General features: G+C 57.4%; 15 protein-coding genes. 7 read left to right on the top strand and 8 right to left on the bottom strand.

What is annotated here, in order from left to right:
• The first annotated feature begins 5 nt into the window (after window positions 1-5).
• Entirely contained in the window at window positions 6-1,268 is a 1,263-nt protein-coding gene (locus tag AACZ86_RS08510; RefSeq protein ID WP_339691376.1) for an acyl-CoA dehydrogenase family protein, read from the top strand.
• 78 nt (window positions 1,269-1,346) lie between these two features.
• Here the strand turns inward: AACZ86_RS08510 and AACZ86_RS08505 are convergent, their stop codons facing one another.
• Window positions 1,347-3,557, bottom strand: a complete 2,211-nt coding sequence (locus AACZ86_RS08505) for an acylase (protein ID WP_339691373.1) — start codon at window positions 3,555-3,557, stop codon at window positions 1,347-1,349.
• A 159-nt stretch (window positions 3,558-3,716) separates the two neighbouring features.
• Here AACZ86_RS08505 and clpB point away from each other — a divergent pair, with 159 nt between their 5' ends.
• On the top strand, window positions 3,717-6,299 hold the full coding sequence (clpB, locus tag AACZ86_RS08500; RefSeq protein ID WP_339691372.1) for an ATP-dependent chaperone ClpB: 2,583 nt from the start codon (window positions 3,717-3,719) through the stop codon (window positions 6,297-6,299).
• A gap of 3 nt (window positions 6,300-6,302) precedes the next feature.
• Here clpB and AACZ86_RS08495 read toward each other — a convergent pair whose 3' ends face one another.
• Window positions 6,303-7,019: a 2OG-Fe(II) oxygenase family protein gene (locus AACZ86_RS08495; RefSeq protein ID WP_339691370.1), complete on the bottom strand. Its 717-nt coding sequence runs from the start codon at window positions 7,017-7,019 to the stop codon at window positions 6,303-6,305.
• Between the two features lie 94 nt (window positions 7,020-7,113).
• Here AACZ86_RS08495 and AACZ86_RS08490 point away from each other — a divergent pair, with 94 nt between their 5' ends.
• From AACZ86_RS08490 to AACZ86_RS08480, 3 genes are read left to right on the top strand one after another with little or no spacing between them, the layout of a single operon-like run.
• Window positions 7,114-7,848 carry a 2OG-Fe(II) oxygenase family protein gene (locus tag AACZ86_RS08490; protein ID WP_339691367.1) on the top strand — a complete coding sequence of 245 codons (735 nt, stop codon included), beginning with the start codon at window positions 7,114-7,116 and terminating at the stop codon, window positions 7,846-7,848.
• Window positions 7,838-9,595: a putative 2OG-Fe(II) oxygenase gene (locus tag AACZ86_RS08485; protein WP_339691365.1), complete on the top strand. Its 1,758-nt coding sequence runs from the start codon at window positions 7,838-7,840 to the stop codon at window positions 9,593-9,595. Before AACZ86_RS08490 ends, AACZ86_RS08485 begins: the two co-directional genes overlap by 11 nt.
• Before the next feature lie 39 nt (window positions 9,596-9,634).
• Complete coding sequence (locus AACZ86_RS08480; RefSeq protein WP_339691363.1) at window positions 9,635-10,543, top strand: class I SAM-dependent methyltransferase; 909 nt, start codon at window positions 9,635-9,637, stop codon at window positions 10,541-10,543.
• Between the two features lie 106 nt (window positions 10,544-10,649).
• On the opposite strand, the gene AACZ86_RS08475 is transcribed toward AACZ86_RS08480, so the two are convergent.
• Entirely contained in the window at window positions 10,650-13,490 is a 2,841-nt protein-coding gene (locus AACZ86_RS08475; protein ID WP_339691362.1) for a TonB-dependent receptor, read from the bottom strand.
• Between the two features lie 302 nt (window positions 13,491-13,792).
• Between AACZ86_RS08475 and AACZ86_RS08470 the strand changes: the two genes are divergently transcribed.
• The gene (locus AACZ86_RS08470; protein ID WP_339691360.1) at window positions 13,793-14,350 is read left to right on the top strand and encodes a hypothetical protein; all 558 of its coding nucleotides are present in this window, start codon (window positions 13,793-13,795) and stop codon (window positions 14,348-14,350) included.
• 52 nt (window positions 14,351-14,402) lie between these two features.
• Here the strand turns inward: AACZ86_RS08470 and AACZ86_RS08465 are convergent, their stop codons facing one another.
• From AACZ86_RS08465 to xseA, 3 genes are all read right to left on the bottom strand, one after another.
• Window positions 14,403-15,275, bottom strand: coding sequence for a M23 family metallopeptidase (locus AACZ86_RS08465; RefSeq protein ID WP_339691359.1), 873 nt, complete (start codon window positions 15,273-15,275; stop codon window positions 14,403-14,405).
• Entirely contained in the window at window positions 15,272-15,481 is a 210-nt protein-coding gene (locus tag AACZ86_RS08460; RefSeq protein ID WP_089134538.1) for a DUF2093 domain-containing protein, read from the bottom strand. Before AACZ86_RS08460 ends, AACZ86_RS08465 begins: the two co-directional genes overlap by 4 nt.
• Window positions 15,482-15,564: 83 nt before the next feature.
• Window positions 15,565-17,031, bottom strand: a complete 1,467-nt coding sequence (gene xseA / locus AACZ86_RS08455) for an exodeoxyribonuclease VII large subunit (RefSeq protein ID WP_339691355.1) — start codon at window positions 17,029-17,031, stop codon at window positions 15,565-15,567.
• On the opposite strand from xseA, the gene purD reads away from it, so the two are divergent.
• Complete coding sequence (purD, locus tag AACZ86_RS08450) at window positions 17,030-18,310, top strand: phosphoribosylamine--glycine ligase (protein ID WP_339691353.1); 1,281 nt, start codon at window positions 17,030-17,032, stop codon at window positions 18,308-18,310. The genes xseA and purD overlap by 2 nt on opposite strands.
• Before the next feature lie 540 nt (window positions 18,311-18,850).
• Here purD and AACZ86_RS08445 read toward each other — a convergent pair.
• A complete protein-coding gene (locus AACZ86_RS08445; protein WP_339691352.1) occupies window positions 18,851-19,954 on the bottom strand; it encodes a PepSY-associated TM helix domain-containing protein in 1,104 nt (367 codons plus the stop codon).
• Window positions 19,954-22,005, bottom strand: coding sequence for a TonB-dependent receptor (locus AACZ86_RS08440; protein ID WP_339691349.1), 2,052 nt, complete (start codon window positions 22,003-22,005; stop codon window positions 19,954-19,956). The genes AACZ86_RS08445 and AACZ86_RS08440 overlap by 1 nt, the downstream gene beginning before the upstream one ends.
• Between the last annotated feature and the right edge of the window lie 34 nt (window positions 22,006-22,039).

Here is a 22,039-nt window from a genome sequence, read left to right as displayed (position 1 = left end):
CGACAATGACCCACGATCCCAATGATTCAGAAATGAATGACCTGAGAATGTCAGACAGCGGCCGGATATTATATGACAAGGTAAAACGCTTTGTTGCCGAAGAAGTAGATCCGATAACCGAGAAATTTTACGCCATGGGCGAAAATCGCGAAGAGCGTTGGAGCTACGCGCCCGGACAGCTGGAACTGCTGGAAGGCGTGAAAGACAAAGCGCGCGCGCAGGGGCTCTGGAATTTCTTCCTTCCCGACGCAGAATCCGGCGAAGGCCTCAAGAACCTCGACTATGCATTCATTGCCGGCATTCTGGGCCAAAACTCGTTGGCATCCGAATGCATGAACTGCAGCGCGCCCGATACCGGCAACATGGAAGTGCTCGAGCGGGTCGGTACGACAGCACAAAAACAGGAATGGCTCGTCCCCCTGCTCGAAGGAAAAATCCGCTCCGCTTTCGCCATGACCGAACCTGGCCACCCTTCTTCCGATGCGCGGAATATTCGCACCGAAGCTGTTCTTGAAAAAGGCGAATGGGTGATCAACGGAGAGAAATTCTATATTTCCGGCGCTGGCGACCCGCGTTGCAAGGTCATGATCACCATGGTCCGCACCAATCCCGACGGCCCGTCGCACTCGCAGCAATCACAAATTCTGGTGCCAATTGATACGCCAGGCGTTGAAATCGTCGGACCAATGCATGTCTTTGGCGACGACGATGCACCCCATGGCCATATGCATATCAAGTTCAACAATGTTCGGGTGCCCGAAGAGAATATCCTGCTCGGCGAAGGACGCGGCTTCGAAATCTCCCAGCTGCGCCTCGGCCCCGGACGTATTCACCACTGCATGCGTAGTGTTGGCGTCGCAGAACGGGCACTGGACCTGATGATCCATCGCGGCGGAAGCCGGGAAGCCTTTGGCCAGCCTTTGGCACTGCTGGGTAAAAACCTTGAAGTTATTTCACGCGCCCGCATCGATATCGAAGCGATGCGCCTGATGGTTCTCAAAGCCGCCAAGGCAATGGACGTCATGGGCAACAAGCAGGCCCGCGTCTGGGTTTCCATGGTCAAAGCCTATGTCCCTGAAATCACATGCCGGATCATCGATGAAGCGATCCAGATCCACGGCGCAGCCGGGGTGTCACAATGGACACCGCTTTCCCGCATGTATGCCAACCAGAGAACATTGCGCCTCGCTGATGGTCCGGACGAAGTCCACCATATGGTCGTTGGCCGCAACGAAATGGCCAATGCAGGCTACAAGCCACAACGTTAAGCTCATCACCACATGATATAAGAAAGGCCGGACATCATGTCCGGCCTTTCTGCTGTACGGGCTATTGACTTCTCGATCCTAGCGGGCAGGCGTTCTGACCACCTTGTCACTCGTTTTGTGCTTCTCCAGATCCTTCGGATCAAACCACACCGGTTTCAGCTTCTTGTCGACAAACAACTGCATCTGGTCGGTATAATGCGGTGACTCCGGCCGCGTGGTTGCGGCGCCGAAGGGCTGTATCGAGCGCGAATAGACCGCGCCGTCCTTGCCCCATTCCATGAACATGATGAAGCTGTCGCCATGGCGCACTGATAGCCGCCCGTCATCCTCGACATCCCAGAGGGTCGAGGCGCGGATCGTGTCGTTGCCACCGTCCACCGGTAGATCAACCTTGCCCTGCCGCATCCGCAACACGTCCATCATCGGCGGATCGATCCTGTCGAAATATTTCGCCAGATGGTCGACCGTTTCCTCCAGTATCTCGCGAGGCTCGGGCATTTTGCCACGGTTATAATGCGACTTGTTGGCGGGGCGGAGCACCATCAGCGCGAGCGCGTCCGCCGGCCCCTTGCCATCGAGATTCCAGTCCCACTGGCCCAGCAATTGCTGCGCCTTGAGCAGTTTTGCGCTCTCCTTCAGGTCGAGCGCGGCGATCTTGTCGAGCCAGTCTTTCGCATAGCCGGCTTTTTCATAGCCGGTGTCATATTTAATGGCCCATAATTCGGCATCGGTGATCTTGCCATCATCATTGGCCTTTTCCAGCAAGGCGATCGACCGGCGCGATCGGTTGGTCTGGTCATCCTCGACACCGAGAAGCGGCGAGAAATTATCCGGATTGAGTTCGTCGCCCGGACCCGCGGCAATATAAGGCGTGTTATTGGAGTTCATGACATAGCCCGAGGCCGGATTGACCAGTGCGGGAACGCGCGTAAACGGCAAGGTTTTCTGCCACAGCGCTTTGGAGACATCGCCAGGCAGCACTCCGCGCCAGTCATAGCCCTCGGGCCGGTCGGGGAACATCGCGTTATAATAGAGACCGATATTGCCCTTGGCATCGGCGTAAATGAAATTGGTCGCCGGAACGCCCTGCCCCGCCATAGCCGCCTGCCATTCATCGAAATTCCTGGCCTTGTTGATCCGGTAATATTGGGTCAGCATATCGAGCTCGTCGATACCGGAATAGCGGAGCGCATAGGCACCATTTTCGTTCATGATCACCGGTCCGTGGATCGAGCGATAAGCGACCTGTGGATAGGGTATGACAAGGGGACCAAATTTGATCTTCAGCCAGACGCGTTTCTTTTCGAGCGGCTTCCATTCGCCGTCGAAACGATAGGCGTCTTTCTTGTCGTTCAGCGTCAGCTTGTAGATATCGACCAGATCCGGCCGGTTGACGGTGTTGGTCCAGCCGAGATATTTATTGTGGCCAAGGAATGGGAAAGGCGAGCCCGGGAAGTTTGCACCGGCGAAGTCCCAGCCTTCGTCGCTGTGCACGACCAGCTCGTACCAGGCAACATTGCCGCGCAAGGGCTGGTGCGAATTGGAGATCAAGCGGGTCTTGCCTTCCGGAGAGCGTTGCGGCGCAATCGCATAGGCGTTGGAACCATTTTCGTCGGGGTCCGGGCCGACCGGTGTTGCGGAGTCCTCCTCGATCAGCTTGTCGGGGCTGAGCGGATGGATAGAGGTCTTGACCGGCTCGTCGGAGAGACGCGGGCCGCCCTCGCGCGGCAGCGGCTTGTTCTGCACCAGTGCTTCGATCGGATTGTTCAAACCAAAGAAAAACGGTGAACGCAGCACGAAACCTGCGGCAATATCCTGACCGTTGACCGGGAATAATTTGGCCAGCTTGACTTCTTCAGGGTGCTCTTCAGCATAAGCGTTGAGCCCGGACGCATAACCGGCAAGCACCGCACGTACATCGGCCGGAAGATCGTCATATTTGCGGTTCACCGTACCGCGCACATCAAGCAGGGCTGCAATATAGTCAATTGGCGCGCTGTCTGCGCCGTTGAGCGTCGCCATCCGGCCCCGCGTCATCGCGGTCACTTCCTGCAGCGTCGAGAAATCATCCTCGCTATGGGCGTAGGCAACCCCATAAGCGACATCGGCATCGGTCTTGCCGAATATATGCGGCACACCGAACTCGTCGCGGACAATGCGCGTTTCATAAGAGGCTTCCGGCGGCGGAGTGGTTGTTTCAACGCTCATCGGCTCCCAGACCGAGAGGCCGATTGCCAGCAGCACAATGAAGATGAGCAGCCCGATGCCCGCCCGCTTAAGTGTTTTCACGTATTTTTTCCTCTCCGGCAGCATCATATGCTGCGTGTATCTTCACGCTGGTTAGCGCTTACCATATCAACCCGACGGAAAAAGTCATCAATATGGTTGTGTTGCACGAGTACAACACCATATTTATGACAAGACACTGAGATTGAACAGGATGAACCGATGAACCTTGAGAAATTCACTGACCGCGCCAAGGGCTTTTTGCAATCCGCCCAGACCGTCGCAATCCGGATGAGCCACCAGCAGATTACCGCCGCGCATCTGGCAAAGGCATTGCTCGAAGACGACCAGGGCATGGCAGCGGGTTTGATCACCAAGGCGGGCGGCGATGCCAAAAAGGCGCATCAGGAAATCGATGCGGTGCTAGCGAAGATTCCAGCGGTATCCGGCGGCGGGGCTCAGCAGACGCCCGGATTGAATAATGACGCGGTTCGCGTGCTCGATCAGGCCGAGCAGATCGCCGAGAAGGCCGGGGACAGCTATGTCACGGTCGAACGGCTGTTGCTCGCGCTGTTGCTCGCCAAGGACACGGCAGCTGGCAAGGCGCTGTTGTCGTCCGGCGTTACAGCCGAAGCACTCAATACGGCAATCAACGATTTGCGCGGCGGCCGCTCGGCTGACACCGCATCGGCCGAGGACGCCTATGAAGCGATGGAAAAATATACCCGCGACCTGACCCAGGCGGCGCGCGACGGCAAGCTAGACCCGGTCATCGGCCGCGACGAGGAAATCCGGCGCACGATCCAGATACTGGCGCGCCGGACCAAGAATAATCCGGTCCTGATCGGTGAACCCGGCGTCGGCAAGACCGCTATCGCCGAAGGCATGGCGCTGCGCATTGCCAATGGCGATGTGCCCGACAGTCTGAAAGACCGCCGATTGATGGCGCTCGACATGGGCTCTCTCATTGCCGGCGCGAAATATCGCGGCGAGTTCGAAGAGCGGCTCAAGAGCGTGCTCGACGAAGTGCGCGGGGCGGAAGGCGAAATCATCCTGTTCATTGACGAGATGCACACATTGGTCGGCGCTGGCGCGTCGGAAGGCTCGATGGATGCCTCCAACCTGCTGAAGCCTGCACTGGCGCGCGGTGAACTTCACTGTATCGGAGCAACCACGCTCAACGAATATCAGAAATATGTCGAAAAAGACGCGGCCCTGCAACGTCGGTTCCAGCCCGTATTCATTGGTGAACCGACGGTCGAGGACACGATTTCGATCCTCCGCGGACTGAAGGAAAAATATGAGCTGCACCATGGCGTGCGGATTACCGATGCCGCTCTGGTGAGCGCAGCGACACTCTCTAACCGCTATATTTCAGACCGGTTCCTGCCCGACAAAGCCATTGATCTGATGGATGAGGCGGCATCGCACATTCGTATGGAGGTGGAATCAAAACCCGCCGAAATCGAAACGCTAGACCGGCGGATCATCCAGCTCAAGATCGAGCGCGAAGCTTTATCGAAAGAAACCGATGACGCCTCCAAGGGCCGTCTGGAAACGCTCGAAAAAGAACTGGCCGAGCTTGAACAGCATAGCACAGAATTGACCACCCGCTGGCAGGGCGAGAAGGACAAGATCAACGCCGAGGCGCAACTCAAGGAGCAACTGGATCATGCGCGGCTTGAGCTGGAACAGGCCCAGCGTGCAGGCGATCTCGCCAAGGCAGGCGAACTGAGCTACGGCACTATCCCCAATCTCGAAAAAGCGCTCGAAGAAGCCGCCGACGATACGGTAGGCGCGATGTTGCGCGAAGAAGTTACCCCCGCAGATATTGCGGCGGTGGTCTCGAAGTGGACCGGCATTCCGGTCGACAAAATGCTCGAAGGTGAGCGCGAGAAGCTGCTGGCGATGGAAGAGCTGATCGGCAAGCGCGTGATCGGCCAGAAGGACGCCGTCGCCGCAGTGTCCGCTGCCGTCCGCCGCAGCCGGGCCGGCTTGCAGGATCCGAACCGTCCGCTGGGAAGCTTCCTCTTCCTCGGCCCCACCGGCGTCGGCAAGACCGAATTGACCAAGGCGCTGGCCGGGTTCCTGTTCGACGATGATCAGGCGATGGTCCGCATCGACATGTCCGAATTCATGGAAAAGCACAGCGTATCACGGCTGATCGGCGCCCCTCCCGGCTATGTCGGCTATGATGAAGGCGGCGTGCTGACCGAAGCGGTTCGCCGGCGTCCCTATCAGGTGATCCTGTTCGACGAGGTCGAGAAAGCGCACAGCGATGTGTTCAACGTTCTGCTGCAGGTACTCGACGATGGGCGCCTGACCGACGGTCAGGGACGGGTCGTGGATTTCTCCAACACCCTGATCATCCTGACTTCCAATCTGGGCAGCCAGTATATGGCGAACATGAAGGATGGCGAGACGGTCAAGGATGTTGAACCGCAAGTCATGGAAGTCGTTCGCGCCCATTTCCGCCCGGAATTCCTCAACCGGCTCGACGAGATCATATTGTTCCACCGGCTGGCCGAGGAACATATGGCACCGATCGTCGATATCCAGGTCCTGCGGGTACAGAAATTGCTCAAAGACCGGAAGATCGAGCTCGACCTCACCGATGCCGCAAGGCGCTGGCTGGGGCGGGTTGGCTATGATCCTGTCTACGGCGCACGGCCACTGAAGCGGGCGATCCAGAAATATCTTCAGGACCCGCTTGCCGATCTTATCCTTCGCGGTGAAGTGCCGGATGGAACCACGGTCAAGATTGACGAAGGCGATGGCGCGCTGAAAATGGAAGTGGCGAAATAGCGACTATCGCTGTCCTGACTTACGAAGCCAACCGGTTATAGCATAGCGGCGGTAAGGGGCGGACTGCGTCACTTCCGTCACGCTATGCATCTGCGGCACTTTGAAAAGATTCAAGCGATTGAATCCGGGAACCAATCCGCTGACACCATTCGCGTCATCGTGAAAAAGAAGTAGTCCGCCCCATTCCGTCCGCCACACAGGCGTCAGATTGAAAACATAAGCAGCAACTCGATTCTTACCCGGGAAATCATCATCATGTCCGGTCAGAAAATGGCCCGGTGAATAAGCGGTAGCCTGTGCGTCAGCAAAGTCGATATCGTTTGATCCGGTAATTTCACGGAAAAAGGCACGCGCCTCGCCACCGGAAATCCAATCCGCAAAACGAACGATCACATCATCCAAGGCAGCACGGATATCTGCTTCGTCCGGAACCCTTATTGTTTCATAGCGATACTGGAATCCTTCCCTCGCCTGGGCATATATCGCCTGCGAGAGTTCGTCCCGTTGCCCATCTGTCAGATTTTGTTGAGCCGCTCGGTCGAGCTCAATAAGCTTGTCACCGCTATTCAGTATTTCCATCCAGTCGGCACGCGAACGCAAGTTGGCATATAACGCGTCAGCTGCTTTACCTGCGAAAAAACCTTCAATGCTCAGTCGGCCTTCGTCCTGAAATTGACGCTGTAACTTTTTGCGGTCGAGCAAAGAATTAAGTGTGAACATGGTTTCTCTTTATAGCTGACGGCACTTTATCGAATGTGCTTAAGCTGTTAGAAGCTCTCAAACAGCGCAACAAGCGGAAATTTTTGGGATATTTATGACAACGGTCGCCCTTTTCGAGATTAATCCAGAACTGGACCGCCGGGCGTTGGCGACTAAGTTCTCGGCTGACGGGCGGTTGCAAATTCGCAATATTTTGACAGATCAGACGGCGCAGGAAATTCAGAAAATACTGATCAAGCAAACGCCGTGGGGGATCGGCTGGCAAGGCGGGACGAACGGCCCCCATGGCGCAAGAGCCGATGAAATTGCCGCCATGACCGATGGGCAACGTCAGAATATTGGCGAGACGGTCAATCAGGCCATGATAGACGGCGACTACGCCTTCATGTTTGGCCAGTATCGGATGCTTGATGCATATCTGGGTCAATGGGATAGCGGCGGCCCCCACGACCTGTTGCTCGAACATCTCAACGCCGACCCATTTCTTTCTCTGGTTCGCGAAATTACCGGAGATGAAAGTCTGATCAAAGCGGATGGGCAGGCTACGCTCTACGCTCCCGGGCATTTTCTGGGAGTCCATGATGACAGTCATGTCGCTGAAGGCTGGAAAATAGCTTATGTGCTCAACCTCACAATTGGCGACTGGCGTCCCGAATGGGGCGGGTATCTAAATTTTCTTGATGAAGACGGCGATGTCATCACGGGATTTCGACCCCGGTTCAATGCCTTAAACCTGTTCCGCGTACCGCAGCGACACGAAGTAACTTTTGTACCGCCATTTGCTCCAGCGGGCCGACTTGCTATTACGGGGTGGCTGCGTGATCGATAGTACATTAAACCAAGCGGCAGCAGCATATCAGAATGGTGCCCCCGGCGCTGCGTTGGAGATTTTAAACAATCTCGAAAAAAATGGTGCCGGTTCGGCAGCTAGCGCGCATCTCTCGGCGCTATGCCTGAGAGCATCCGGCGATTTGGATTCTGCAATCGTGACCTTTGGCACAGCGCTTGATCGTGCGCCCGGCGACCTCAATATTATCTCCGATCTCGGCTATACGCTTTTGGCCAGGCTACGCTACGGCGATGCGCTAACGGCGTTCAACGCTGTTCTAGAGAAAGACCCTAGCCACCTCCTCGCCTTGAAAGGCACAGGCCGCACATTGCTCGCGCTGGGTCGATCCAGAGATCTCTTGGCGCTATTTGCGCCTTACGAGGGAGCTGCGGAAAAAGATTCAGCATATTGGAATCTGCGCGCGGCTGCGGAGGAGCAGCTAGACAATGTGGAACAGTCGCAATCAGCTTTTGCCAAAGCACTATCCATCGAGCCGCGCGATCGCGATGCCCTGCTCGGCCAAGCCCGCCTTGCCTTGGCTAGCGGACGTGATCAGGCTGCTGATTTATATAAATCCGGCTTGGCTATCCACGCCAACGACCCGGATATGATCATCGGATATGCTGAAGCTCTGGAGGCGGGCGGAGATGCGGAAGCCGCAACTGAACTCGTCAAACATGTCCATAAACACCCCGAATGGGTTGAAGGTCAGGCCGTATTGATGCGGATGCGGTTTGAAGCGGGTGACCCGGATTATGACCGCGACATAGCATCCGCAGCTAAACTTTATCCTGGCAATATAGTCCTGCAAGACCGCTATGCTGCCTTACTCGCAGGCGCCGGCGAAAACTTGAAAGCGGCCGAAGCCTTGGCCCATGCACGCAAAGTTTCGCCGGGCCAGCCTGCGCTGCTGCTTCGAGAAGCCACGTACCGAGCGGCGCTCGGAGAGCTCGATTCTGCCGATGCGCTCATAAACTCCCTGCCAGCCGATGCACCAGAGGTTCAAAAACTCAAAGCGCGCCAATTTCTGCGTCGTGGCGATGCATCGCAAGCAGATTCGATTTTGGAAGGACTCCGTCGCGCGACCGATACAGACGTGGAGACCTGGGCGTTGACGGGTATCACTTGGCGATTGCTGGACGATGACCGAGCCCTATGGCTGCATGGCCAGGACGGCCTTATCGCCCTGAGATCGATCGAACTCGACCCGCCTGAACTCGAGCAAATCCAGGCCTTTCTACAGCGCATCCACAAGACCCAAAATCACCCGATTGGTCAATCACTACGCAGCGGGACCCAAACACGCGGGCGCCTGTTTATCCGATATGAACACGAGGCAAAAATGCTGGCGACGAAAATTCGTTCGGCGGTGATTGATCACTGGAATGGCCTTCCCAAACAAGATCCACAGCATCCGCTGCTGCGCTACAGGGACCGCCAGCCCCGCATTACTGGAAGTTGGTCCGTGCGGCTTTTGGGTAGCGGATTTCACGTACCACATATTCATCCGCAAGGCATATTCAGCTCTGCATCCTACTGGATACTACCTGCTGGCGATAACGATGCAGAGGGACAGCTTGAAATTGGCCGCCCGCCATCAGACTTGAACGTCGACCTAGAGCCTGTTGTCACATTAACGCCCAAAATTGGCCATCTCGCGCTCTTCCCGAGCAGCCTTTATCATGGCACGACAAAATTCCGGTCTGGCGAGCGGATTACCGCAGCCTTTGACGTGATTCCAGAATGACGGGAGCCCATAAATAATATTGGAAGCGGTGAGCATCATATGAGCAAACAAGCTAACCAGGGATGGTCAGATTACTGGACCTCTGGCACAAAATCTGCGCCATCCAGTTGCCTGCCCTCTGGTAGCGATGCAATACAAAACAGGCAGCAACACATCTGGCGCGAATATGGAAGCAAGCTTCCAAGGAAGGCATCCGTACTCGATCTCGCAACCGGGGATGGAATTGTCTTAAGAATGATACGACAGCATCGTCCTGACCTACGGCTCATAGGCATTGACGCATCCCCAACATTGCCGCCAGCTCCAAAAGGAATTAAGCTCAAATCCGGCATGTCGATGGAGAAACTCTCCTTCCAAAGCGAAAGCTTTGACGCCATCACCAGCCGCTTCGGCTTTGAATACGCTGGCAATAAACAAAGTGTAGATGAAATCGTTCGTGTCTTGCGGCCTACTGGCAGCTTCCTATTCATCATCCATCACCGCGACGGTCCGATCGTCCGGTTTAATATGCGTCGGCGCGCTGCGTTGCACTGGGTCGTTGATGAGCAGCGGCTGATTGAAAAGGCTATGATATTTGTGCGAAATCCGCTGGCGGTCAATCTTCCGGTACCGGACTTGTTCAAGTCAGCGGTCGGCGTTGCCAGCCAGCTACATCCTCAATCCACAGCGTCAGCAGAATTAAGCCAAGCGATCTGGCTTACGCTAAGCAATCGAAACAACGGCCCGATTCAGAACGCACAGGGCGCGCTATTGGAGCTCAAACGGAGGGTGCAGGCGGAATTGCAGCGTCTCGATGATCTCGAACGTGCCGCTTGCGACGAAGAGAGAGTGACGAAATATCAAACATGGTTTGAAACGTACGGGTTTTCGGTAGAAAAGAGTACCGATCAGGACGGCGTCGATCCCGCACCATATTGCTGGATATTAAAAGGGCATCGGGAACCATAGCGGCACTTGCCGTCTGAATTTCCAACCTCTCCGACTTCTATTACCTTAGGCACAAAAAAGGGCGACGCGATAACGCGCCGCCCCATTTTTTTCGTAGCGACTTAACTTAGAACTTAAGCGCTGCGGAAACGAAGAAATCACGGCCCAGCACGTCATATGTGCTCGGATAGGTATTTCCTTGTTCCTGATTGTCGCCAATCGCAAAAGGTTTCTTGTCGAACAAGTTGTTCACACCCGTCGACAGTGTCACGTTATCATTCACATCTACTGCGAAGCTCAAATCAAAGAGATTGTAAGCAGGCAGACGTTCGGTGCTGTAAACAACATCTGGATCATCGTCGGAAACAGCCGACATGTGGCGCCAGCGAAGCGAGGTGGTCAGAGGGCCGTCGATGAATGACAGACGGCTTGTCCACTTATACTTCGGTGTAGGGTTACCACATGCAAGCTGACCAAATTTGCCAGCACATTCGTTCACTTCATCCGGCAAATCTTCAACTGGCGTCAAAGAATTGGTGTGAGTGTATGTACCCAAGAAGTTGAAGTTCAGACGGCTTTCTCCAGCACCCGTCAGCGAAAAACCGACTGGCGTCGAATAGTTCACTTCAAGATCGACACCATTCACAGCCAGTCTGGCGGTGTTTGCATTGAGGATCTGTGCAGGATTTGCGTCGTCAAGAACACCAGCAGCGTTACGTGCAGCCGCAAAAACCTGACAATATACGCTATTAACGTCCTGAATGACATTATAGCAAAGGTTCAGAGAGTTTGCGAGACCGCCGCCCAAGGTACTGATGGCACCGTTGACTTCAATATTGAAGTAGTCAACCGAGACCGTCAAGCCAGGTACAAAGCTAGGCTGTAGGACAGCACCAAATGTGTAGGAAGTTGATTTTTCTTCCTGCAAATCAGGGTTACCACCAAACAGGCCCTGGATCTGGGTGTTCAGCTGAAGGCCAGGCGTAAACAACGCAGGGCTGGCAGCTGGCACGCCGGTAGCGATACAAAGCGCGCGGATCGTTGCGTCGCCTGCATTTGCCGGAACCGCACAAGGGTCGGTGGCACCAGGGAAGCCCTGAGCTTGACCGCCGAACAATTCGCCGACGTTTGGAGCCCGAACAGCACGCTGATACTGGCCACGCAATTTGACATCGCGAATTGGAGCGAATTCAAGTCCGCCAGCATATGTCCAAACACCGCCAACTGCTTCCAGCGAGTAGTCGGAATAGCGAACTGCGCCAGTAGCTTCCAACATATGAATGCCGGAATCAGGTCCAAGGATTGGCAAACGGAGTTCGGCGAATGTTTCTTTCACATCATACGAACCGGAGGTTGGCAAACCGCCGTTAAAGCCGATAACGTCGCCCGAAGACAATGCAGTGTCCGGAATGAACTCTGACGCCATTTTGCGATATTCTACACCGACAGCGAAACCGATATCATCGGCACCCATTCCAAAGTTACCGAGCGTACCGTTGATGGCAGCTGAAGCAACCTGAAGAACAGAAATGTCAGTATTTTGAGCGAGAATCGAGATTTGATTAACAGCCGCTGGTGTCAATGTACCTAGACCGAAGATGTTAATCGGAGTCCCAGTACCGTCAAGGCCCGCTGCGAAAGCAGAACGCGATACGTTGCCGGCCTGGATGTTACCATTGCGAGTGCGTGCATAGGAATAATATGCATCATAGCTCAGATTGTCAGTGATATCGCCGCGGAAACCAATCAACGTGCGGAACGCGCTACGTTCATCAAGGCTGTTACGCGAACCGGTTTCAACAACACGACGCTGCAGGAACAAGTCAATATTGTCATCGCCGGGGTTAACCGATTCCGAAGCTTCAAGCTGAACCAACTGCGCATAGTCTGCGGCGCTGAGGAAGCTCTGGATCGTAGGCAGGTTAACCGTGAACGTACCGGTGACGGGCGTTGCAGCCAATTCGTTAGGAACGCGGTTGTTAACAAACGAGACTTCAGCGTAGACAGTATGGCCGTCGCTGAATTCATAATCTGCAAAACCACCCATCAGATAACGCTCTTGCGGAACCTGAAGATAGTTGGCTGGACCATAGTTATACAAAGAACCATCCCACGAGCTGAAATCGCCTGGTTGGTTGAATTTTACGATACCATTCGCGTCAAATTCCGTACCGGCAGTATTGCCGTCACCAAAGTAGCGAATGAGACCTTCTGGCAGAGTGGAAGAACCACCTGCAACAAATCCACCGGCGCCGTCATCACCGAGAACCTCGGAAGTGTAGCTGCGGGCGCCCTGCAAAATTGCTTCACGCTTGTAATATTCAGCATAAACCGTTGCATGACCGCGTCCGTCGGCAAATCCGCCGCCGATTGCAACATAAGCGTTATAGCGCGAGCCATCGCCTTCTTCGGTCAAGCCGTACTGACCACCAGCGATTACGCCTTCGAGGTCCTGTTTCAGTCGGAAGTTTACAACACCGGCAACAGCATCAGAACCGTAAACAGCTGAAGCACCACCGGTAACAACGTCGACCGAATCGATCAAGAAGCTAGGAATGGTGTTAAGGTCAACAACTTGGCTGGTATCAAAGAACATCTGACGACGGCCATTGACCAAAACCAGCGAACGGGATGAACCGAGACCACGCAGGTTAAGCGTTGCAACGCCGCCACCTGGGTTGTTGGAGAATGATGTCGTTCCAGGAATAACCTGCGGCAAGGTGTTGATTACGTTTTCAACGTTCACCGTGCCGGACAGTTTGAATTCTTGATCGCTAACAACAGCAATAGGCGCTGCGCTTTCAACATTGCGGCGTGCGATACGCGAACCGGTTACGACGATGTAGCCAGAGTCGTCGGAAGCCGACTCATCAGCAACCTGATCTTGAGCGTATGCCGGAGCAGCTATGAGCGCGACGCCCAATACTGCGGGCGCAACACTCGCCTTTAGAAATGAGTATTTATTCATGTTTTCCAGTCCCTTATTCTGGAGAGGTAGCAATTAAGGCAGCCACCTCAGATTATAGCCAGTGCCCCCTTGGCTGCACTACGCATGCCATTTAACACCGGAATAGGCGTTCGTTGCCGCATGACGGGGAGGCTGTAAAGCGCGCGTTCAGGTTGCAGCGATTCTTTTGTTGCAACTGTAACAAAATGGCAACAGTGGAGAAATGGCAGGAAAGACCGGAAAATTTCAAAGCAATTACATTGCAATATGCCGTGGAAAATGCGCTATAGAAAAATGAAATAGGCTATAAAGGACTTTCGGACATGATGTCGAAACAGCAATCCGACAAGTCGTTGCGGCGACTGATTATGATTGGCGGACTGTCGCTGACCATGTTGGCACCAACGGCTCTGGCGCAGGACAAAGGTCTTGACCGCCCACAACTTTTTAACGACCTGGTGGAATGCCAAACCATTACCGACAGTGCCGCACGTTTGGCATGTTACGACCAAAAGGTTGCTCAGCTGGACAGTGCTCAGAAGAATAATGAGCTGCTCGTCGCAGACCGTGCGGAAGTTCAGGAGGCTGAACGTGGAGTATTCGGACTTCAACTGCCCCGCATTAAATTGTTTAGTGGCAATGACGACGATCAGCAGATTACCGAAATCACGTTAACCGTTGTTTCTGCAAAACAAATGGGCAGAGGAAAGTGGTTCCTGATACTGGATGACGGCGCGACATGGGTACAAACCGACACCACAATGCTATCATCTTATCCGAAGAAGGGCTCGTCGATATTAATCAAACGAGCGGCGATGGGCAGTTTCCTGGCCAAGGTAAATGGCGGTAGAGCGTTTCGTATAAAACGCGTCGTCGAATGACGCTTAATCTCGCTTAACCGCAAAAGAAACTCTTCGGCATTACGACGTCAACCTACTCCATCGGCCCGGTAAGCAATATCGGGTCGATTCTGGCGCTGTTCCATTTCATCGACCAGTGCAGATGCGGGCCGGTAGCGCTGCCGGTCGAGCCGATCCGGCCAATCGGTTCGCCGCGCTTCACTGCTTGGCCTTCTTTGACCAATATCTCCGAACTGTGCAGAAACGCGCTGTTCAGCCCCATGCCATGGTCGATCATCAGCAAATTGCCTTCCAGCGTGAACGGGCTGGATGCGGCCAGTGTCACAACGCCGTCAGCGGGTGCTACATAATAAGTGCCGGTCGGGGCGGCGATATCGATACCGCTGTGATAGCTGCCGGGATCGCCATTATAGACGCGCTGCGATCCGAACTGCCCCGATATTCTGCCTTTGACCGGCCAGACAAAGGTCTCTCGCCAGCCCTTGCTGTCGCTGGTGACGGAGCGAGCGGCGTTGATTTGCTCCAGCTCCGGCCCGCGACGCGCCATGAAGGCGGCGCTGCGGGTGGTAGCGCGGCGGTTGATGCTGACATGCTCTATCTTCCAGTTACGGGGAGCGATGTTGATGAATTTTCTGACCGTCTCGCCATTGTCGAGGGTCGCCACCAGATTGGCGGCCTGACCGGCATCACGGTTGAAGGCGATGATGAACTTGCCGTCTTCGTCAAACGGGACGGCCTCGCCGTCAAAAGTCAGGCTGCGGGTGCCGGCCGGTGCATCGCCGATCATCACCCCGCCCTGGATTGCTTCGCCGCTAAAGCCGAATTTTACTGCTTCGCGGAAAGCCGACTGTTCGGTGTCGTCGGTTCCGGCATGGACGATGGCCGCTGGCGCAGCGACTGCCGCGATCGCCAGAGCGCATAATGTTGTTTTCAATCCGCCGATCACTTTTCGCTTTCCGGCAGATGGGCGTGCGCGGAAATCTGCGCCGTGGCATAAGGCTCCTGCTTTTCCACGCTCCAGTAGCGAAGCTCGTCGAGCGGAATCGCTTCTCCGGTCACCGCACACAGGACATGGTCGCCGGACGAAAGCGGTCGGAAGCCGTTGGGCATATAGTGCAGCTTTGCCACCTTGTTGCGATTGGACATTAACATAGGACGTTTATACTCCCTGGATCCTTTACCTGCGATTTACGGTCATGATTGTCACAGTCGGCCAATCCTACCGCAATTTCCCCCTAGAATAAATCCTTCTGCCTGTCATCCGACGGTTTTTTGACTCGGCTGGGCGGGGCTGGCGCAGGCTTTGGCTTGGCAGGAGCGGCATCGGTTACAGTCGCACCGACCGTCCCGTCCTGGAAGTGCAGGTCGAGATCGCCGGCCTTTATCGCTGCAGCGCGATTGGCGATCAGACTGCCATCCGGTCCGGACACGCGGGCATAGCCGCGTTTCAGCGGACCATCGGGAGAGACTTGCTGCGCCAGCCGCCAGAGCGCGTCTAGCCGCTGCTTCGCGTCGTCCAGCGGGCGCTGCACCAGGCTGACCGGCAGATCGAGCCGTTTCAACTGCTCCTGCGAACGCGTCAGCCGCTGCTGCAATATTGACGGTCGCAAAGCCCCGGCACTTCTCTCGAAGCGGCTGCGGGCGTGCGCGATATTCTGGCTCATACCATATTTCATCCGCTCGGACACTTCATCCACCCGCTGCTGATGGGGGCGGAGCAAGTCGGTCAATGCGGGCATCAGACGGCGCTGCGCCTCCAGCCGTTCCTGAGCGGTGTTTAGACTGCGCTGCACGCTGCGCGCCATCCGGGCCTTGCTTTCCGACAAGGTGGCCAGCCATTCCGCGCGAACCGGTACCGCCATTTCGGCAGCGGCGGTCGGCGTCGGCGCGCGCAGGTCGGCGGCAAAATCGCAGAGCGTCGTATCGGTCTCGTGGCCCACGGCGGAGATGATCGGGATCGTGCAATCCGCGACCGCCCGCACCACGATTTCCTCGTTGAAGCTCCACAAGTCCTCGATCGACCCGCCACCGCGGGCGACAATCACCAGATCGGGCCGGGCGACCGGACCATCCGGGGCCATCTCCGAAAAGCCGCGAATGGCGTGGGATATCTGCTTTGCCGCGCCCTCGCCCTGCACCAGCACCGGCCAGACGATCACATGGCTGGGGCAGCGATCGGCGAGCCGGTGCAGGATGTCGCGGATCACCGAGCCGGTCGGGGATGTGACCACGCCGATGGTCTTGGGCAGGAACGGGATCGCTTTCTTCCGGTCCTGATCGAACAGGCCCTCGGCGAGCAGCTTGGCCTTGAGCTTCTCGAACAAGGCCATCAGCGCGCCCTCGCCCGCCAGCTCCATCTTGTCGATCACGACCTGATATTTCGAGCGACCGGGATAGGTGGTCAGCTTGCCCGAGACCACGACCTCGATGCCGTCCTCGGGCCGGAACGGCAGCCGCCCGGCATTGCCCTTCCACATCACCCCGTCGATCACCGCCTTGTCATCCTTCAGCGCCAGATAGACATGGCCGGAGGCCGCGCGTTTGAAGCCCGATATCTCGCCCCTGATCCGGACATAGCCGAAGCGATCCTCGACCACCCGCTTGAGCGCTCCGGATATTTCCGAAACCGACAGCGGCGGGGCGTTGTCACCCTGCCCGCTCTCGGCTAGGAGCTTCGCGTCTAATGAGAGGGAATCGTCCATGAATATCCTGTTGATTGGCTCCGGTGGCCGCGAACATGCCTTGGCCTGGAAGCTGGCGCAATCCCCTTCTCTCGAGAAATTCTACGCGACACCGGGAAATCCCGGCATCGCGCAACATGCCGAGCTGGTCCAGCTCGACATCGCCGATCATGACGCGGTCGTCCGCTTCTGCCAGGGCAAGCGGATCGATCTGGTCGTCGTCGGCCCCGAAGCGCCACTGGTCAACGGGCTTGGCAACAGCCTGCGCGCCGCCGACATAGCGGTGTTCGGTCCCGACAAGGCAGCCGCCCAGCTAGAGGGCTCCAAGGGCTTCACCAAGGACCTGTGCAGCCGCGCCAATATCCCGACCGCCGGCTATGTCCGGACCAGCAGCGCCGCCGACGCGCTCAAGGCACTCGACGGCTTCTCCATTCCCGTCGTGATCAAGGCCGATGGCCTGGCCGCCGGCAAGGGCGTGATCATCGCCGAGACCCGCGACGAAGCCGAGGCAGCGATCACCGACATGTTCGGCGGCGGCTTTGGCGCGGCCGGCGCGGAAGTGGTGATCGAGGAATTTCTGACCGGCGAGGAAGCCAGTTTCTTCGCGATCACCGACGGCAAGTCGGTCGTCCCCTTCGGCACCGCGCAGGATCACAAGCGGGTCGGCGAAGGCGATACTGGCCCGAACACCGGCGGCATGGGCGCCTACAGCCCCGCCCCTGTCCTCACCGCCGCCCTGCAACAGCAGGTGATGGACGAGATCATCCAGCCGACCGTCGACACCTTGGCCGCCGAGGGCACGCCCTATAGCGGCGTGCTGTTCGCCGGGCTGATGCTGACCGGGACCGGCCCGCAGCTGATCGAATATAACGCCCGCTTCGGTGACCCGGAATGCCAGGTACTGATGATGCGGCTGGAAAGCGATCTCGCCAAGCTGCTGATGCGCACCGCCAAGGGCGACCTCGCCCAGACCAGCGCCCCGGTCTTTGCCCCCGAAACCGCGCTCACCGTGGTTATGGCCGCCAAGGGCTATCCCGGCACTCCGGAAAAAGGCGGCAAGATCCAGAATCTGGCGCGAGCCGAACGCGAGGGCGCCAAGATATTCCACGCCGGTACCACCGAGGTGGACGGCGCACTGGTTGCCAGCGGCGGCCGCGTGCTCAACGTCACCGCGCTGGGCGACAGCGCCACCGAGGCGCAGGCCAAGGCTTATGCCGCGGTCGACCAGATTGATTTCGAGAGCGGCTTTTGCCGCCGCGACATCGGTTGGCGCGAGGTTGCGCGGGAGGCCGGGAACTAGTTTTTTCGACGCGCTTATACTCCAAAGTTTGTCAAACTTGGGGCCAAGGAGCGGTTCTCGCCTGCCCGTTTGCGGGAGCGGCGTGATGGGATTCACGCGAAGCCGCGAAGACGCTAAGAGATTGCGCTTTGTGGCTTCGTGTCTTCGTGCGAGCCTGACCATTTTGCGTGGTGCCGTGAACTTTACACAAACATCCGCTTTTATTTTCTGTAATCTTTGCCGCCAGGCCTCAGAATTCCGGCATTTGTAGGAAAACAACCGGTCATCGAGTGTAATCTTCCAGATTGCCGCCGAAACCGGTCCGTTTGGAACACGCACCCCGCCGCCAGCGCCGCGATCATATCCAGATTGTCAAAGAGCCCGTCCCGCCCATGGCGCGGAGCGGGTTCGATCATACCGGATTGAGTCAGATGTAGGACAGCATTTTCCCACCTTCTCCCGTGAGGGAGAAGGATACGAAGCCTTATCTGAAGGATTAGGCGAAGTTGGATGAGGGCGTTCCGCTGGTGGGGTACCTTGCCACTACGGTCCGGCAAACCCTCACCCTTGCCGCCTTGATCGCCAGCGCAGTACCCCGGTTACGAACAATATGCTCGGCAACAATCCGCACAGCGCGACCAATATTCGTCCCGTCAGGCCGCCGGCCGACCCGTCGTGCAGCGGGTGCAGCCAGTTGTTGATCGTGCTGCCGGTCCGGGCCTGTCGCGCGTCGTGGATCGCCACTACCTTGGCGCTGCCGCTGTCCACCCAGACATAGCTGTGCGGGAAGCGAAAGCTGGGGTCGCCGGGGACCTGCATGCGCAGGCGGAAATGGCCGCCCTGTTCCGGTGGTGTTTCGATCCAGGCGAGGCGGGCTTGCGGCAGGGCCGCGCGGCCAGCACGCACGATATGGACGACGCTGACCGGCTGTACGGATGGGGTTGAGGCGGAATGAACATGGGGCATCGGGTCGACCGGCAATCCGATCGAGGCGAGCACCGTGTCGCTTTCCTCCGGCAGCGCCAGCATGATCCCGGTCACCGTCAGGATCAGCAGAAACACCAGGCCGGACAGTCCGGTAAGCTTGTGCCAATCCCGCAGGCTGCGGTGCGGATGGGCGCCGGGTTTGAGCCGCAGTGCCTTTCGCCAGGAACCTTTGGGCCACCAGGCCCATATACCGCTGAGCAACAGCGCGAGCAGGACGAAGCCCAGCCAGCCGAGCACGGTACCGCCGGTCTCCCCGAGCAACAGCCGGTAATGCAGATCATAGATGAAGGTCACCGCATATTCGCCCCAATAGTCGCGGCGCAGTAGCTGCGAGCCATCGGGGGAAAGCCAGACCATCATCGGCCGGAAATCATGGCCGGCCCGCTCCGGTGGATTATAATAGCGCGCGGGGATCGCGCCGGGCTTGCCGGTCACTTCAAACCGCCACGGTCCCTGTTTTTCCGGATAGGCCTGACGAACCGTGTTCAGCGCGCGGTCCCAGTCGGGCGCGCCGGCCTCCACCCGGATATCCGGATGCAGCAAAGCATCCAGTTCCGGGTAGAAGGTGAGGACCGAACCGGTCAGGCCGAGCAAGACCAGCAGGCCGCCGATGCCCAGCCCCAACCACAGATGGAGCGCGCGCACCGCGCGGCGCAGCCGGTCTCCTCTGATCTGCATCAGAAGCGCAGCCGGGCGCTGGCGGTGACGTTGCGGCCATTGGCCGGGCTGTGCAGCGTCTGCGAACCGTCCCACCAGACATATTCATAATAGCTGTCGCCCAGGTTCTTGACCGTCAGACCGAGTTCGACATTCTGGTTCAGCCGATAGGCGATGCTGGCGTCGAATATGTTCAGATCACCCCATTTGCCCTCCGCATTGGCGGTGGTGAGATAGTAAGAGGATTGCCCGCGCCCGGTTAGCGACAGGGTGAGCGGCTCCAGCGGAGAATATTCGATACCGCCGGACCAGAGCCAGCGCGGCGTGTGGTTGATTTCGTTGCCGGCCAGTTCCGGCGTCGCCGGCGATGGCACCGATATAACGGCCTTCTGCCAGGACAATGCGCCCCACAAAGACAGGCCCGCCATCGGCTTGACGCGCAACTGCACATCGACGCCATTGCGGTCGGTGCCGCCGACATTCTCGAAATCGCCCAGCGGATCGTTGAGCTTGCGGGCGATTTCTCCGGTGGCGCTCTGCTCCCAATAAGCGACACGCGCCTCTACCCTGTCACCCAGCTGATATTTTGCGCCCAGTTCCCAGCCGCTGTTGATCGACGGGGCCAGATCGATCTGGCGCGGCGGGATCAGATAGGCTCCGGACCCCAGACCAATCTGGAAGGTCTTGCCCCAGTTGCCATAGAGGGTGACACCATCGCTCGGGAAAATGGCCACCGACAGTTTCGGCTGGTCGATGCTGCCATAATCATTGGTCGGCGCGGACGTATCGCTGAGCAAATTGTTGAAATCGCCGCCGACCCAGTCGATCCGATAGGCGGGCGTGATTCGCAGCCAGTTCGCCGGTTCGATGATCGCCTGGACATAGGCGCCGCCGACCGAAAGGTCGAACTGCTGGTCGCGGGTCTGGCTGGTCGGCACGCGTTCGACCGAGAGCCAGCGGGCCGAGCGATTGTCCTGCCATTCGATATTGCCGCCTGCCTCCAGCATCAATGCTACGCCGGACAGATCGCCATGCCAGTGGAGCGCGGTGGAGACACCATATTGGTCTTCCTGCGTCAGGCGGCGCTGCTGCGAGGCTCCGGCGGAGAATTTGACAAAACGATCGTCGCGGAAGCGGTTGTAATAGGCCATGTTCGACCAGTCGAGCCGGTCGGACAGGGCGGCATCGAGCGTCAGCGCATATTGTTGCAGACCGCGGGAATCGCCGTCGGACTCGTTATAGTCGTTGGTCATGCGCGGGTTGGAACGGCTATCGGCGAAAGTCAGATAGCCGGGCTCTTCCGCGTCCGCATCATAATAGCGCGCGATGGCGCTCAGCTTGACGTTTTCGTCCAGCGCCAGCCCCCATTTGCCGGACAGGCTGAACCGCTGGCTGTCGCTATGATCGCGATAGCCGTCGCTCTCGCGATAGGCGATCTGGTAATTTTGCGTGATATTGCCGCTTTCCAGTCCGGCGACCAGCTGCCCTTCGAAACTGTCGTAACTGCCGACCGAACCCCGCGCGTCGACATAGGTGCCGCCGGAGCGGGTGATGATATTGGCGCTGCCGGCAATGGCATGCAGGCCATAGCGCGGGTCGGAGGTGCCGCGGACCACCTCGATACCGGCAATGTTCAGCGGAAAGGCCATATCGATATAGGGCATATTGCCGTCGTTGCTGTTCGAGGGGATGCCGTCGATCAGTAGCTTGACCGCGTTGATATTGCCCTCGCCATTGAAGCCGCGCATCGAAAATTTGCCGCTGGTCGTGCCCTGGTTAAAGTCGGTCACCAATATGCCCGGCATCCGGCCGATCAGTTCGTAGACATTGTCGACATCGGCATTTTGCGCGATGTCACCGCCCAGCCGGTCGACCGAAGTCAGGACATTGTCGGTGCTGCCGGCCATGCCGCGCGCGGTGACGACGATTTCGCCGACCGAGAAGCTGGTGTCGGGCTTGCTTATGGCGGCTGTAGAAGCGTCGCTGCCCTCTTCTGATACTTCGGCCAGAGCGGGGACGGCATTGACGGCAAACAGGAGGCCTGCGGCCAGCGCAGGATAGGAAATCTTCATTATGGGTATCCGATATTGATGGGTTCAAACATGA

This window comes from uncultured Parasphingorhabdus sp. (genome assembly GCF_963975735.1).
Lineage (GTDB): Bacteria > Pseudomonadota > Alphaproteobacteria > Sphingomonadales > Sphingomonadaceae > Parasphingorhabdus.
Note: the sequence above shows the minus strand (reverse complement) of the source record. Positions and strands in the feature narration are given on the sequence as shown.